The sequence below is a fragment of the Microbulbifer sp. CAU 1566 genome (assembly GCF_023156515.1).
Lineage (GTDB): Bacteria > Pseudomonadota > Gammaproteobacteria > Pseudomonadales > Cellvibrionaceae > Microbulbifer.
Genome location: NZ_JALNMG010000003.1, coordinates 357892 through 370987, shown reverse-complemented (window position 1 = coordinate 370987; position 13096 = coordinate 357892). Strand labels below are relative to the sequence as shown.

The window sequence follows — 13096 nt, the reverse complement described above, 5'->3', positions numbered from 1 at the left end:
GGCAGCTTCAGAGTCGCTGCAAGGTTTCCACCATGGCCCCTGTCAGGCAGCTGAGATCATCGGGCTCGATGATGTAGGGGGGCATGGTGTAAACCAGTTTGCCAAAGGGGCGCAGCCAGATTCCGCGCTCGATCAGGCTTTCCTGCAGGGTTTTGTTGTCCACTGGCTGCTTCATTTCCACAACGCCAATCGCACCCAGTACGCGCACGTCGGCAACACCGCTGGCGTCTTGCAGTGGTGCCAGTTCTCTCTTCAGTTGCTGCTCGATGTTGTTGACCTGCTGTTGCCAGTCGCGCTTCATCAACAAGTCAATGCTGGCGTTGGCCACGGCGCAGGCCATGGGATTACCCATGAACGTGGGGCCATGCATGAACACGCCCGCTTCGCCGCTACAGATACCATTCGCGACTTTGTCCGTGCACAGCGTAGCGGCAAGGGTCATGGTGCCGCCGGTGAGTGCTTTGCCGAGAGTGAGGATGTCAGGGGAAATTCCGGCGTGTTCACAGGCGAACATTTTGCCACTGCGGCCGAAGCCGGTGGCGATCTCGTCGGCGATTAACAGCAGGTCGTATTGATCGCAGAGTTCGCGTACACGAGTTAAATATTCGGGGGAATAAAAGCGCATGCCGCCGGCGCCCTGGACGATGGGTTCAAGGATGACGGCGGCCAGTTGCTGGTGATTCTGCTCGATCAATTGTTGCAGTTCGGCGGTGTCCTGTTCGCTGCACGGCTCGTTGAATTTGGGCGTTGGCGCCGGGGCGAACAGGTGTTGAGTAAGCTGGCTGGCGAACAGGTGGTGCATGCCGGTGACGGGGTCGCAGGTGGCCATGGCGCCGAAGGTGTCGCCATGGTAGCCGTTGCGCAGTGCCAGCAGTTTGTTTTTTTCCGGTTTGCCCTGGGAGTGCCAGTATTGCAGGGCCATTTTGATGGCGACTTCTACGGAGACGGAGCCGGAGTCGGCGAGGAAGACTTTTTGCAATGGTTCGGGGGTGAGGGCGACGAGCTTTTTGCACAGTTCGATGGCGGGCTCGTGGGTGAGGCCGCCGAACATGACGTGACTCATTTTTTCCATCTGGCTTTGCATGGCGGCGTTCAGTTCGGGAACTTTGTAGCCGTGCAGGGTGCTCCACCAGGAACTCATGCCGTCGATCAGTGCGCGGCTGTCTTCCAGATAAATTCTTACACCCTCGGCTCTTTCGATGGGGTAAACCGGGGGAGGGTTAATCAGGGAGGAGTAGGGGTGCCAGATGTGGTCTTTGTCGAACTGTAAATCCATCATTCGGTATTGTGCTTTGGTCTTGTTTGGTGGCGGCAAAGCACCGGGTATGGGGTTTCAGGACCGCTGTAAACCCATCCCTGGGCGCTGCGGCGCAAACGTCCTGTTTGCGACGCTCCTGAAACCCCATCCCCGGCGCTCTGCCTTCGCTTCGTACTTTTGTACTTCGTAAGCGGGTTTCTAAATCGCATTGTCGCCATTTCGGCGAAGCCGAGAATCAGGCCAATTCCCGCAGGACTTTCAACGGTGGCTGGCTAACCGCACTGCGACACGCCAGTGTCCCCGCAGTACCGACCAGCAGCGCGCCCGCGAGTGGGCCAAGCAGCCACAGTCCCGGGTGGAAGCTAAACGGCATATCGAACACTTTTTGGGTGAGCACTGTCAGTGTGGCCTCGGTACCAAAGGCCGCAAGCAGTCCCGCGGCAATACCCAGTAATCCGAATTCAATCATCAGACTGTTGATCAGCAGCTGTCGGCGGCCGCCCAGTGTGCGGATGACGGCGGCTTCCTGCAAGCGTTCGGCGATGCTGGCGCGGACGCCGGCGATCAGTACCAGGATGCCGGCGACCAGCATGAGGGCGAGTACGGATTCCACGGCGATGGCGACCTGGCCGATGGTTTCGCGGATGTTTTCGAGGATTTTATCCAGTTCGATGATGCTGACGCTGGGGAAGTTTTTTACCAGTTCGTTGACGAACAGTTTGTCTTTCGGCGGCAGGTAGAAGCTCTGGATGTAGGTGGCGGGGAAGGTGTCGAGGCTGCCGGGGGCAAACAGCATGAAGAAGTTGGGGCGCATGCTGTTCCAGTCGAGGGTGCGCAGGCTGGTGACGGTGGCTTCGGTTTCCAGCCCGCCGATGGAGAAGCGCAGGACGTCGCCAAGGTTGAGGCCTAGGCGTGCGGCGACTTCGACCTCGACGGAAACGCCTTCGTTGAGTTCTTCATTCCACCATTTGCCGGCGACGATTTTGTTGTCGGCGGGGAGGGTGTCGGTCCAGCTGAGGTTGAGCTCGCGGCGGATGGCGCCGTCTTTCTGTTCCCGTTCTTCTACTGGGGTGCCGTTTACGGCGATGAGGCGGCCGCGGACCATGGGGTAAAACTCGGTACCTTCGAGGTTTTTACCCTCAATCTTCTGTTTGACACCGTCGAGTTCGTAGGGCGCGATGTTGACGAGGAAGTGGTTGGGGGCGTTTTCCGGTAGTTGCATCTGCCATTCGTCGATCAGCGCGGTGCGCGCGTAGTACATGGCGAGCATGGCGAGCAGGCCGGTGCCGAAGGCGGCGATCAGCAGGGTATTGAAGCCGGCGCGGCGCTGCAGGCTGCCGAGGGCGATGCGCCAGCTGCCGCCGAGGGTGGCGAGGCGGCCGCGTACCAGCAGGCGATTGATCACCGCAGCGCCGGCCACCAGCAGGCCGAGGCCGGCGAGCAGGGCGAGGGTGATGGCGATGCTTCCGGAGAGCCACCAGATCAGCAGCAGCATGGACAGTGGGCCGGGGATCAGTCCCAGCCATTCGCGTTTGTCCGGGTTACTCCAGTCCTGGCGAAGGGTCTGCATGGGGTCGGTCTGGGCGAGGCGGAACAGGGGTGGCAGGGCAAAGCCAATGACACAGGCGATGCCGGTGGCGAGGCCCACCAGCAGCGGCTGCAGGCCGCTCGGGGGTGGGGTGACCGGGAAGAAGCCTTGCAGCAGGTTTACCGCCTGAGACTGGATCAGTGAGCCGATGGCGAGCCCGAGGGCTGTCGCGATCAGTGCCAGCGCGGTCATCTGGCCGATATAGATACCGAGGATTTTGTTTTTGCCGGCGCCGAGGCTTTTCATGACGGCGACGTAGTTGGCGTGGCGCAGGCCGTAGCGGCGGGCAGCGAGACCGACGGCGACACTGGCGAGTAGTACCGCCAGGCTGGCGGCCAGAAACAGGAAACTCTCGGCGCGATCCAGGGTGCGGGCAACCCGCGGCTGGCCTTCCTCGAGGTCGATGACTCGCTGGTGGTCGGTGAGCTGGGGCTTGAGCCAGTCGAAGTATTGTTTGAGCGCGGCGTCGTCGCCGGCAAACAGGTAGCGGTAGGTGACGCGGCTACCGGGCTGCAGAATGTTGGTGGCGGCCAGGTCGGACTGGTGCATCATCAGTCGCGCACCCATGGAGAAGAGGTTGGCGCCGCGGTCCGGCTCGTGGTCGAGAATGCCGGCCACGGTGAAATCGCTGTCACCCAGTTGCAGGCTGTCGCCAATCGCCAGATTCATCAGTGGCAACAGGCGGGCTTCCAGCCATACCTGGCCGGGTGCGGGTCCCTGCTGGACCTCGCGGGATTCATCGCCGGCGTTAGCGCGCATTTCCAGGTGGCCCACCAGGGGGTAACCCGCCGTCACGGCTTTTACCGAGGCAAACTGGAACTCGTCCCCGGCGGAGAGCATGGAGGCGAAGGCGGTGGTCTGCGCCTGCTTCAGGCCCAGTTCATCGGCTTTGGTCAACCATGCCTGCGGCACTTCCTTGCTGCTTTGTACCACGCGTTCTGCCGCGAGAAAGCTCTGGGACTGGATGTGCATGGCGCGGGTCAGGCGGTCTGAGAAGTGGGCGATGGCGGTTACGCAGCTCACGGCCAGCACCAGAGCGGTGGCGATCAGTGCCAGTTCGCCGCCGCGCCAGTCGCGGCTCAGCAGTTTCAGCGGCAGCATCAGGCGGATACCTCCGGCTGATTTCCGAAGTAGCTGTCGGGGATGTCTGCAGTGGTGATTTCGCCGGCGGCCATTCGCAGGTGGGCACCGCAACGTTCGGCGAGGCGGTGTTCGTGGGTCACCAGGACCAGGGTGGTGCCGGTCTCGGCATTGAGGTTGAACAACAAGTCGATGACCTTTTCGCCATTGTTGGCGTCGAGGCTGCCCGTGGGTTCGTCGGCGAACAGAATACCGTTATTTGCCCCTGAAGCGGTGTCTGAGCCCTGGTTGGCAATGCTGCAAAATGCACGAGCAATGGCGACCCGTTGCTGCTCGCCGCCAGAGAGCTGGCGCGGGTAGTGGTGCAGGCGATGACCCAGGCCAACGCGCTCAAGGAACTCTTCTGCGCGTTTGCCGGCATTGCGCTCGCCGCGCAGCTCACTGGGGAGCATGACGTTTTCCTGGGCCGTGAGGCCGGGCAGCAGCTGGAAGGTCTGGAACACGAAGCCGACGCAGCGGGCGCGCAGCGCCGCGCGCTGTTCTTCGTCCATGGCGGTGATTTCTTCACCGGCGAGCCAGATTCTGCCCTCGGTGGGGCGGTCGAGGCCCGCCAGCAGGCCGAGCAGTGTGGATTTGCCGGAGCCCGAGGCTCCGGTGATGGCAAGGCTCTGGCCTGCGGGCAGCTGCAGTGAGATGTCGTTGAGGAGTGTCAGGGGGCCCTCACTGGTGCTGACCCGGTGGTGAAGGTTTTCGGCTTTGAGCATCACTGACATGGCAAGTCCCTGTAATTCCTGCAAAATGTGCGCATTAAGAAGTGGAGAGTATGACATGGCGGCAGTTTTTTTCCGGTATCTCGCCCCCGGTTTTATCGCGCGTGGTTTGCTGTTGATCGTGTTGTTATACGCAGCGGCGCTTAAGGCGGATGAACACAGGGCGGATCAACAGAATGCGGGTGGGCAGAAGACGCTGCTGGTGCTGGGGGACAGTATCAGTGCGGCTTACGGTATTGATGAGCGCGAGGGCTGGGTTCAGCTGTTGCGCGACCGGCTGGCGGAGCAGAAGCTGGCGGTGAAGGTGGTGAATGCCAGTATCAGTGGGGAGACGTCGGCCGGTGGTTTGGCCCGTTTGCCGCGGCTGTTGAGTGAGCATGGGCCTGACTGGCTGGTGGTGGAGTTGGGTGGTAACGATGGCCTGCGGGGCTATCCGCCGCGGGCGTTGCAGCAGAATCTGGTGCGGATGGTGCAGTTGGCCCGGGAGGGCGGCGCTGAGGTGCTGTTGTTGGGGATGCAGATGCCGCCGAATTACGGCAAGGCGTATACCCGGGCGTTTGCGGCGGTGTATCCGAAGGTGGCTGAGGAGCAGGGGGTGCCGCTGGTGCCTTTCTTCCTGGAGACGGTGGCGCTGGTGGAGGGTGCGATTCAGCGGGATGGGATTCACCCTACGGCGAAGGCCCAGCCGGCGCTGCTGGATCATGTGTGGCCCTGTCTGGAGACGATATTGAAAGGCAATGTGGACACTCGGTCCGATAGCTTGTGCACTTCTTGAGCGGAAAGCGTACAATCGCCGCCTGAATTTTGGGGTCTCATCTGGTGGTGGGGCCCCGTAGATGGTTCCGGGGCGGCACTGCCACCGGGGAAGCCATTGCGGGACACGCTACGAGTTCATCCCTGAACGCTCGGCTGTGGCCATCCATGGCCACAGACGGTCCCGCAATGGCTTCCCCGGTGTCAGCGCCTTCGCATGGTAGATTTCTCTACTACCTGACCCGCGCGTAATACCTCAAGTTTTTTTCGAGATTTACCCATGTCTGATCTGGAAAACCGCCGCGAGCGGCTGGAATTCAACAAGCTGCAAAAACGTCTGCGCCGCAATGTGGGCAAGGCGATCGCTGACTTCAATATGATTGAAGAGGGCGACAAGGTGATGGTGTGCCTGTCCGGGGGCAAGGATTCCTACGCGATGCTGGAAATCCTGATGAACCTGCAGAAGACCGCTCCGGTGCACTTTGAGCTGGTGGCGGTGAATATGGATCAGAAGCAGCCGGGTTTCCCGGAGCACATTCTGCCGGAGTACCTGCAGTCCATCGGGGTGCCTTACCACATTGTGAATAAGGATACTTACAGTGTGGTGAAGGAGGTGGTGCCGGAGGGTAAGACGACGTGTGCCCTGTGCTCGCGCCTGCGCCGCGGAACCCTGTATGGTTTTGCGGAGGAGATCGGGGCGACCAAGGTGGCGCTGGGCCATCACAAGGATGATATCGTTGAGACGTTATTCCTGAATATGTTTTACGGCGGTCGCCTGAAGGCGATGCCGCCGAAATTGCGTGCGGATGATGGGCGCAATATCGTGATTCGCCCGTTGGCCTATTGCCGCGAGACGGATCTGATTGCGTTTGCGGATCACAAGCAGTTCCCGATTATTCCGTGCAATCTGTGCGGTAGTCAGGAGAACCTGCAGCGGCAGGCGATCAAGGGGATGTTGAACGAGTGGGATCGTAAGTTTCCCGGTCGCAGCGACAATATTTTTGCCGCGCTGACACGGGTGTCACCGTCACAGTTGGCTGACCGGGATCTGTACGATTTCGAGAGTCTGGAGCTGGATCGTTCTAAACCCGCGCCTGAGGTGGACGCGCGTGCGATCGAGCAGTACGTGGATTCCTGGATTCCGGAAGATGCTCGCGAGGAGAGTCCGGACGTTGAGGAGAAGGCTGCGCAGCCGATGTATATCGAGGCGCGCAATCTGTAGCCCCGTCATCCCCATCCTCGATCAGTAGCGTGTCGGTTTTCGCGCTGCTGACATCTTTGACAGCCGCCGTTTTTACTGCGGCTGTTTCGTTTTCGGCCGGGGTGTTTTCGAGCGGGTTGATCAGTTTGCAGTAGCTGTCGACAAAGTCCCGCAGCTTGGCGCTGGGGCCGTGGTGGAAGTGTTTTTTCCAGAGTTTGGCCATGCGCGGTAGGTCACCGCTCTCCACTTTCTCTACGCCGGCGGCGCGGTATACCAGCCAGGCGATGGCGGTGGCGTAGCGCAGGTTGGTGGCAAGTTCGGCGTGGGGGTGTTGCAGGAAGTCGCGCTGGCTGGCGAGTCCGCGCACTTTGGAGGCGAGCGGGGGGAAATTGATCAGATATTTATCCCAGATCTGTCGGTGGGTACTGGGCAGTATCTGGAAGATGCCCATGCCGTGGCGGCGGCCCTGCTTGAGGTGGAATCCCAGTTCGGATTCCTGGGCTGCGGTACCCAGCAGCAGGGCTTCCATCCCCGGTGACCAGGCGCGCAATTGCTTTAACGTGGGACGAATCACCAGTACCCGGAGTTCGTCTAAACAAATACCCATAATGTCTCGATATTCCCTTACTGCTTGGTATGGATACGCCGATCCGTGGCATCTTCCAATATCTGTACTCTCACCCTTGGTTTAGTTTGCCGATTGAGCAAACGCCAGCAAATGGGTAGATTTACGCGCAATAAAGACCAATAACGACGGATTCAGCCTATTCTTTGGCCAAAGAGGGCTTTATCTGCCAAATCTGACGGGGAATCCCACATGCCTGGACAATGGCTTGTCGCTCTTACTTTCATCGCCTATCTGGCACTTATTCTGGCGATTGGTGTTTACGCTTACCAGCGCACCAAGAATGCCAGTGATTATTTTCTCGGTGGCCGTTCACTGCCACCGGCGGTAGCGGCGCTGAGTGCTGGCGCTTCTGACATGAGCGGTTGGCTGCTGCTGGGGCTGCCGGGCGCGGCTTATGCGACCGGGTTGTCGTCCGGGTGGATTGCGATTGGCCTGTTCAGCGGCATTGTGCTCAGCTGGACTACCATGGCGCGGCGTTTGCGCATTTACACCTATGCGCTGGATGACGCCCTTACCGTGCCGGCCTACCTGCATCGACGGTTTAATCTGGCGCACCCCTATCTGCGCACGGTGTGCGCCATCTTCATTTTGCTGTTCTTCCTGTTCTATGTGGCGTCCGGCCTGATCGCCGGTGGCAAGCTGTTTGAGACGGTATTTGGCTGGGATTACCAGTGGGCGGTTGTTATCGGCGCCATCGCGGTGATTTCCTACACACTGTTTGGGGGCTTTCTTGCGGTTTCCTGGACGGACGTTTTCCAGGGGCTGTTGATGAGTTTGGCGCTGGTCATTGTTCCCGTGATGGTGATTTCCGATGAGGGAGGATTCAGCACCGCCTGGGCCTCCATGGAGCAGCAGCACCCGGAGCTGATGCACTGGATGTCGGACAATACTGGCAAGGCGCTCTCTGTCGCGGCCATTCTCAGTTCCCTGGCGTGGGGGCTTGGCTACTTCGGTCAGCCGCATATCCTGGCGCGCTTCAAGGCCCTGCGTCACCCGGATGATATGCCGGCCGCGGCAACGGTTGCTGCGGTCTGGTCTTTGGCGGGCTTTCTTGGCGCCATGGCGGTTGGGCTCTTTGGGCACCTGGAGCTCGCGCAGACGATTCCGGATGGTGAGCGTATTTTCATGGCGCTGGTAGAGGCGCTGTTCCACCCGCTGGTGGCGGGAATTCTGCTGGCGGCCATCCTGTCCGCCATTATGAGTACTGCGGATTCACAGTTGCTGGTGTCGTCCGCTGCCCTGGCGGAGGATATCTATCACGTTTGGTTCGGCCGCGCCGTTTCTTCCGAGAGCCTGGTGCAGGTGGGTCGCTGGGCAGTCGTGGCGTTGTCGCTGATTGCGGTAGGCGTGGCCATGGACCCGGGCTCCAAAGTGCTGGATGTGGTGGCCTATGCCTGGGCGGGATTGGGTGCCGCTTTTGGCCCGACGATTCTGATCAGCCTCTACTGGTCGCGAATGACTGGCGCCGGAGCCATCGCCGGAGTCCTGGTGGGGGGTATAACCGTTGTGATCTGGAAACAGCTGTCAGGTGGCATCTTTGATCTATACGAGCTGTTACCGGGCTTTGTGCTCTCCGCAGCTGCTATTGTTTTAGTAAGTGCTGTGACGCATTGCCCTGAGGAAATATCAACGCGCCACCGTCAGTTGCTGGGGCAAAAGCAGTAGCCTGATCACAGTGCGTGCGCAAAGTTGCGCAATTGAACGGTGGTGCCGCGGCTGGAGTAAATAGAGTGATCGAAGTACACCTCGGTGATATCACTCGGTTGCACGTAGATGTAATCGTCAACGCAGCCAACCAAAGGCTCCTGGGCGGTGGTGGTGTAGATGGCGCCATACACCGCGCCGCCGGCCCCGAATTGCTCGAAGCCTGCCGCCAGATCGGCGGCTGCCCCGTAGGAGATGTGCGCAGCACCCCTGGATTCCGTTTACCGGTCAAACGTATCTATCACACCGTTGGCCCGGTGTGGCGAGGCGGCAATCTGGGGGAACCCGAATTGCTTGCCACTTGCTACCGTCAATGCCTGGCCCTGGCCCGCCGAGAGAATGTTCATTCAATTGCGTTTCCTGCCATCAGTTGCGGTGTCTACGATTACCCCCCTGAACTTGCTGTTGAGATTGCGGTAGAACAGGTGCAGAACCACCTGGATCGCGAAGGCGGGCCCCGACACGTTATTTTCTGCTGTATGGACGAAGACATGGCAGAGCTCTACCGGATGCAGCTGGACGCCTGCGTGCGCCGCTAAGGCGTACCAATTAGCGGGTGTCGATCGCGCAGATTTTTGTCGGCTGCCCTGAAAAACGGACCGCTAATTGGCACTGCCGTAACAGTCAGCAAGCGCGCACCGCGTTTTTCCAGAAAAATTCCCGAATTAACGCAATTCATCACAGCCCTTGGCTTTGCCGGGCTGTGCACTTCTTTTAGAATTTCCCTCTTAAGGATTCACGCCAGTGGTACTCACCGGGCCACGGCGTACTGTGCGTTATGAAAGGGAAAATTCATGCAGATTTACGTTGAGAACCAGCGCGGCGACCGCTATCGGGTAAGTGCTGGTTGGTCCAGTGCACCGACCATTTTTGAAAACGATCTGTCCGCAGAGCTGCTTGCCTCATTTCCCACCACCGCGCTCGACCAGATTTTTGAGCAATTTCTGGCGAAAGCTACCCTCAGCCAATCGCTTGATCAGGCATTCTCTGGCCAGGATCTGCTGCACACCCACCAGTACCCCGGCGCGCCCGGGCATTTTAGCGACGAGCACCGGGCGGTATATCTCGCCGTCAAACAGCACCGGCTACTGATCGAAGAAGCCCCCCACGGAGAGGGTGTACTCGACGAGCGGCAGACAAACCTGCGCGGCCGTATTCGCATGGGGCTGCAGAAAATTATTGCCGAAGAGCGGGCAGAAGCCGCGCGAATTGAGGCGGTACACAGCAAGCGCACCAGTCTGGAAAAGGCCGGCGCTTATGTGGGGAAATTTGGCAGTGCACTCGGGCAGGGCGCGTGGGACTTGGCGGTGTGGACCAAGGACATTGCCGAAGTGGCAATGCTGGTGAATCCCATTCGCCAGCAGACCCAAATGCTGAGCGCCACCTACGACTATTACGTTCACGACAAAAGCTTCGAACAGTCCTCGAAAGAATATCTCGGCAAAGTTAAAAAAGAGTTGGTGGATGTTCTGGGGTTTGATCCAAGCACTATTACAGCAGAGCAGCTGCAGCAGGCTTTTGAAGTCGCGCACCTGATATACGACGACAGCGCATTGCGCAGCGATATAACCCGCTTTGCCAAAGACTACGTCAAGGCACAACACAGCCTGGAAATGACTGAATTTGCCGGTGGTGGTGTATTCGAAATCATCCTAACCATCGTCCTGGCCGCCTTCACTGGCGGTGTCGGTGGCGTTGCGGCCATGGCGAAGAATGGCCGCTTACTGGCCCGTTTCAAAGACGTTGGCGATTTGATGCTGGATTTTGCCAAATACCAGAAGCGTCGCAATGCGTTGAAGAAGGCGCGCGGAGCAAAGTCAAAAGCTGCATCATTCTCGGATCTTGAGTCGAGTGAAAATCATGAGTCCGGCAGGAATGAGGAGTTCTCACAGAAAAATGAAAATTCTCGCCCCCGTCGAAGGTCTCCACCCACTTCGTTGGCTGAAGCTGAAAGTCGTCTTAAAGAAGCAAGGGAAAGAATCGTGCGTGGTGGGTACAAACCGAAATATTCCGATGCTGAGTTGTTGGATAGAGTGAGTCGAGGAGATCTAAACGACCGTTTTTATTTGAGGTTAGTTTTCGACGACGCGGAATCTGCGAAGGGCAAAGGTATAGGGTTCCGGAGAGATACTGGACGTGCACCGTACTGGGCGACCACATTTGATATGGCCGAGGCTGCAGATTCTGATCCTGAGATATTGGCGGGGCTATTTGGGATTGAGGATTTTAATCCGAATAGAGCCTACAGCGTAGTCATTATAGATATGGATAAAATGCCCCCTAGCACGGAAAGAGAAAGTTTTATTCCAACATATGAAAATATGGCATTGTTCGGAAGTCGAGAGCTTTCGGAGGAATTGTATAATCTCGATGTTGATATGGACTCCCTGATGAATCTTGAAACTACTGAAAAGTATGAAAAGTTCATTTCGGAATATAAAAAAATTGGCGGGAATCTATATGACGGCGAGGAAGTTAGGAAGTTTTCTGAAAGAATAATCGAAAACTCTGATGAACAAAGGCTCATGATTGCTAGGAATTTAGTGGAAGTAGAGTTTGGGGCGAATTCTACTTTTTCAGGGAATGGATTGACTAGAGTTACACCAGATTCTAAATACGCTAAAAGTATAGGTCAGGAATATGGTGTTATTGAAACCTTTACATTTGAGAGGGACCCTTTGACCATAGGTGAGTTAGAGGGTAAGAAAATTGGTGCGGTAAAAGTTATACCTGCAACTTTGATTAATGGCGGATAAGATGCTAAATACTAATAGTCTACCTGAGGGTTATAGGCTGGTTTCTAAGCTTCCTAATTTGGGGTTTGATGGCCAAGAGTTATTTGTAATAGTTTCAGAGAATATACTTTATTTAATTTCAAAAAAACCAGCTTTAATTCCGGATATGGCAGATGAGCCCGGGTTTGATGTGTATCAATCAGAATATCCGTTAAGTTCTGTTTCCTGGTTTGTTGACGTGGTGGAGAATTCGATCTGGAGGTCTTCTGCAGAGGGGGGGCTTCCCGCGGGAAAATATCATGTTGTCGATAGATTTGGTGGCGAAGAATTAAAGGTGTCTCGAGATATGAACTGTGGAGCTAGATATCAGAAAGGAATTTCATGGAAAAATTTAAGTCGAAAGCCGACTGGTAGTACGTTCGGATATCAAGAAAAGCAGCTTACGGATCAAGTTCTTCGTGAAGGTGGTCTGTTGAACATCCTTCGCAGCATAAGCTGATTCTCTTGATTTGGATTTTCTGCTGTTTCTGGAGTGAGGTACTTACAGTTTTTCAGGTTAGGCACTGGGTAAATGCAGCCGTGAGCTCAAAAGAGTTAAATGGCTTTTATTCGTGCTTGTATAAACAGAACTAGAATTCAGTTGGTGCTATGAGAGACGAAAAAATCTATTTTAATCGGTATCTTGTGTTCTAGAGAATTTCCTAGACTTGAAGAAGTGTTAAGAAGGGGAAAGGTCGAATTAAGTAGCCGGGCCTTTCATAAAAGTGCACATGCGGACGGTTACTTTCTCCGGCAGTCTAGCTTTGTGACTGTTTGGTCTGGGCTGGTTCTACTGTACCATCCCAAAAGCCAATCCAATAACAACCAAGGCGAGATCAAACCATGCGTACAGCAGACCAATGGTTCAGCGAATACGGTGAGAGCCACCAGAATTCCACCAACAAGGCCATCCACTGGGTGGCGGTTCCTCTTATTTACCTCACCGTTGTCGGTCTTTTCTGGTCCATTCCACAGCCCGGGTGGATGGCGTCCTTGCCCTGGCTGAACTGGGCAATCGTTGCGCTGATCCCGACCATTCTGTTCTATATGGTGATGTCCTTCCCGCTGGCGCTGGCGCTGGGGATGGTCGCGCTCTCCCTGCTTTGCCTCGGGGCTTGCAGTTGGCTGGAGCGGGCGGGGCAGAGTGTGCTCTGGTGGTCTGTGGGGGTTTTTGTGGTGATGTGGGTGTTCCAGTTTGTTGGGCACCATATTGAGGGCAAGAAGCCTTCGTTTTTTAAAGACCTGCAGTTCCTGTTGATTGGCCCAGCCTGGGTGATCGGCTTCCTGTACCGCAAGCTGGGTATCAAGTACTGAGTTTGCCTGGCGTCTGTATCTGACAG

General features: G+C 57.0%; 10 protein-coding genes. 7 read left to right on the top strand and 3 right to left on the bottom strand.

The genetic code is table 11. The features are described 5' to 3' along the window. Positions 1–7 precede the first annotated feature (7 nt). From bioA to M0G74_RS09930, 3 genes are all read right to left on the bottom strand, one after another. Complete coding sequence (gene bioA, locus M0G74_RS09940) at positions 8–1279, bottom strand: adenosylmethionine--8-amino-7-oxononanoate transaminase (protein ID WP_248216427.1); 1272 nt, start codon at positions 1277–1279, stop codon at positions 8–10. A gap of 214 nt (positions 1280–1493) precedes the next feature. Then, the gene (locus M0G74_RS09935; protein WP_248216426.1) at positions 1494–3947 is read right to left on the bottom strand and encodes an FtsX-like permease family protein; all 2454 of its coding nucleotides are present in this window, start codon (positions 3945–3947) and stop codon (positions 1494–1496) included. Then, a complete protein-coding gene (locus M0G74_RS09930; protein WP_248216425.1) occupies positions 3947–4699 on the bottom strand; it encodes an ATP-binding cassette domain-containing protein in 753 nt (250 codons plus the stop codon). Before M0G74_RS09930 ends, M0G74_RS09935 begins: the two co-directional genes overlap by 1 nt. 55 nt (positions 4700–4754) lie before the next feature. Between M0G74_RS09930 and M0G74_RS09925 the strand changes: the two genes are divergently transcribed. The 7 genes from M0G74_RS09925 to M0G74_RS09895 all read left to right on the top strand — a co-directional run bounded on the left by M0G74_RS09925 (position 4755) and on the right by M0G74_RS09895 (position 13070). Continuing rightward, the gene (locus M0G74_RS09925; protein ID WP_248216424.1) at positions 4755–5471 is read left to right on the top strand and encodes an arylesterase; all 717 of its coding nucleotides are present in this window, start codon (positions 4755–4757) and stop codon (positions 5469–5471) included. 258 nt (positions 5472–5729) lie between these two features. Continuing rightward, positions 5730–6671: a tRNA 2-thiocytidine(32) synthetase TtcA gene (ttcA, locus tag M0G74_RS09920; RefSeq protein WP_248216423.1), complete on the top strand. Its 942-nt coding sequence runs from the start codon at positions 5730–5732 to the stop codon at positions 6669–6671. A gap of 796 nt (positions 6672–7467) precedes the next feature. After that, a complete protein-coding gene (gene putP / locus M0G74_RS09915; RefSeq protein ID WP_248216422.1) occupies positions 7468–8943 on the top strand; it encodes a sodium/proline symporter PutP in 1476 nt (491 codons plus the stop codon). Between the two features lie 65 nt (positions 8944–9008). Next, entirely contained in the window at positions 9009–9521 is a 513-nt protein-coding gene (locus M0G74_RS09910; RefSeq protein WP_160154009.1) for an O-acetyl-ADP-ribose deacetylase, read from the top strand. Between the two features lie 255 nt (positions 9522–9776). After that, positions 9777–11738: a hypothetical protein gene (locus M0G74_RS09905; protein ID WP_248216421.1), complete on the top strand. Its 1962-nt coding sequence runs from the start codon at positions 9777–9779 to the stop codon at positions 11736–11738. Beyond that, a complete protein-coding gene (locus M0G74_RS09900) occupies positions 11728–12216 on the top strand; it encodes a hypothetical protein (protein WP_248216420.1) in 489 nt (162 codons plus the stop codon). Before M0G74_RS09905 ends, M0G74_RS09900 begins: the two co-directional genes overlap by 11 nt. A 383-nt stretch (positions 12217–12599) precedes the next feature. Beyond that, on the top strand, positions 12600–13070 hold the full coding sequence (locus M0G74_RS09895; protein WP_248216419.1) for an Mpo1-like protein: 471 nt from the start codon (positions 12600–12602) through the stop codon (positions 13068–13070). Positions 13071–13096: the final 26 nt, after the last annotated feature.

Bases quoted from the DNA above. Each gene is read 5' to 3' on its own strand.
- bioA (WP_248216427.1), bottom strand. From the start codon at position 1,279: ATGATGGATTTACAGTTCGACAAAGACCACATCTGGCACCCCTACTCC.
- M0G74_RS09935 (WP_248216426.1), bottom strand. From the start codon at position 3,947: ATGCTGCCGCTGAAACTGCTGAGCCGCGACTGGCGCGGCGGCGAACTG.
- M0G74_RS09930 (WP_248216425.1), bottom strand. From the start codon at position 4,699: ATGTCAGTGATGCTCAAAGCCGAAAACCTTCACCACCGGGTCAGCACC.
- M0G74_RS09925 (WP_248216424.1), top strand. From the start codon at position 4,755: ATGGCGGCAGTTTTTTTCCGGTATCTCGCCCCCGGTTTTATCGCGCGT.
- ttcA (WP_248216423.1), top strand. From the start codon at position 5,730: ATGTCTGATCTGGAAAACCGCCGCGAGCGGCTGGAATTCAACAAGCTG.
- putP (WP_248216422.1), top strand. From the start codon at position 7,468: ATGCCTGGACAATGGCTTGTCGCTCTTACTTTCATCGCCTATCTGGCA.
- M0G74_RS09905 (WP_248216421.1), top strand. From the start codon at position 9,777: ATGCAGATTTACGTTGAGAACCAGCGCGGCGACCGCTATCGGGTAAGT.
- M0G74_RS09900 (WP_248216420.1), top strand. From the start codon at position 11,728: ATGGCGGATAAGATGCTAAATACTAATAGTCTACCTGAGGGTTATAGG.
- M0G74_RS09895 (WP_248216419.1), top strand. From the start codon at position 12,600: ATGCGTACAGCAGACCAATGGTTCAGCGAATACGGTGAGAGCCACCAG.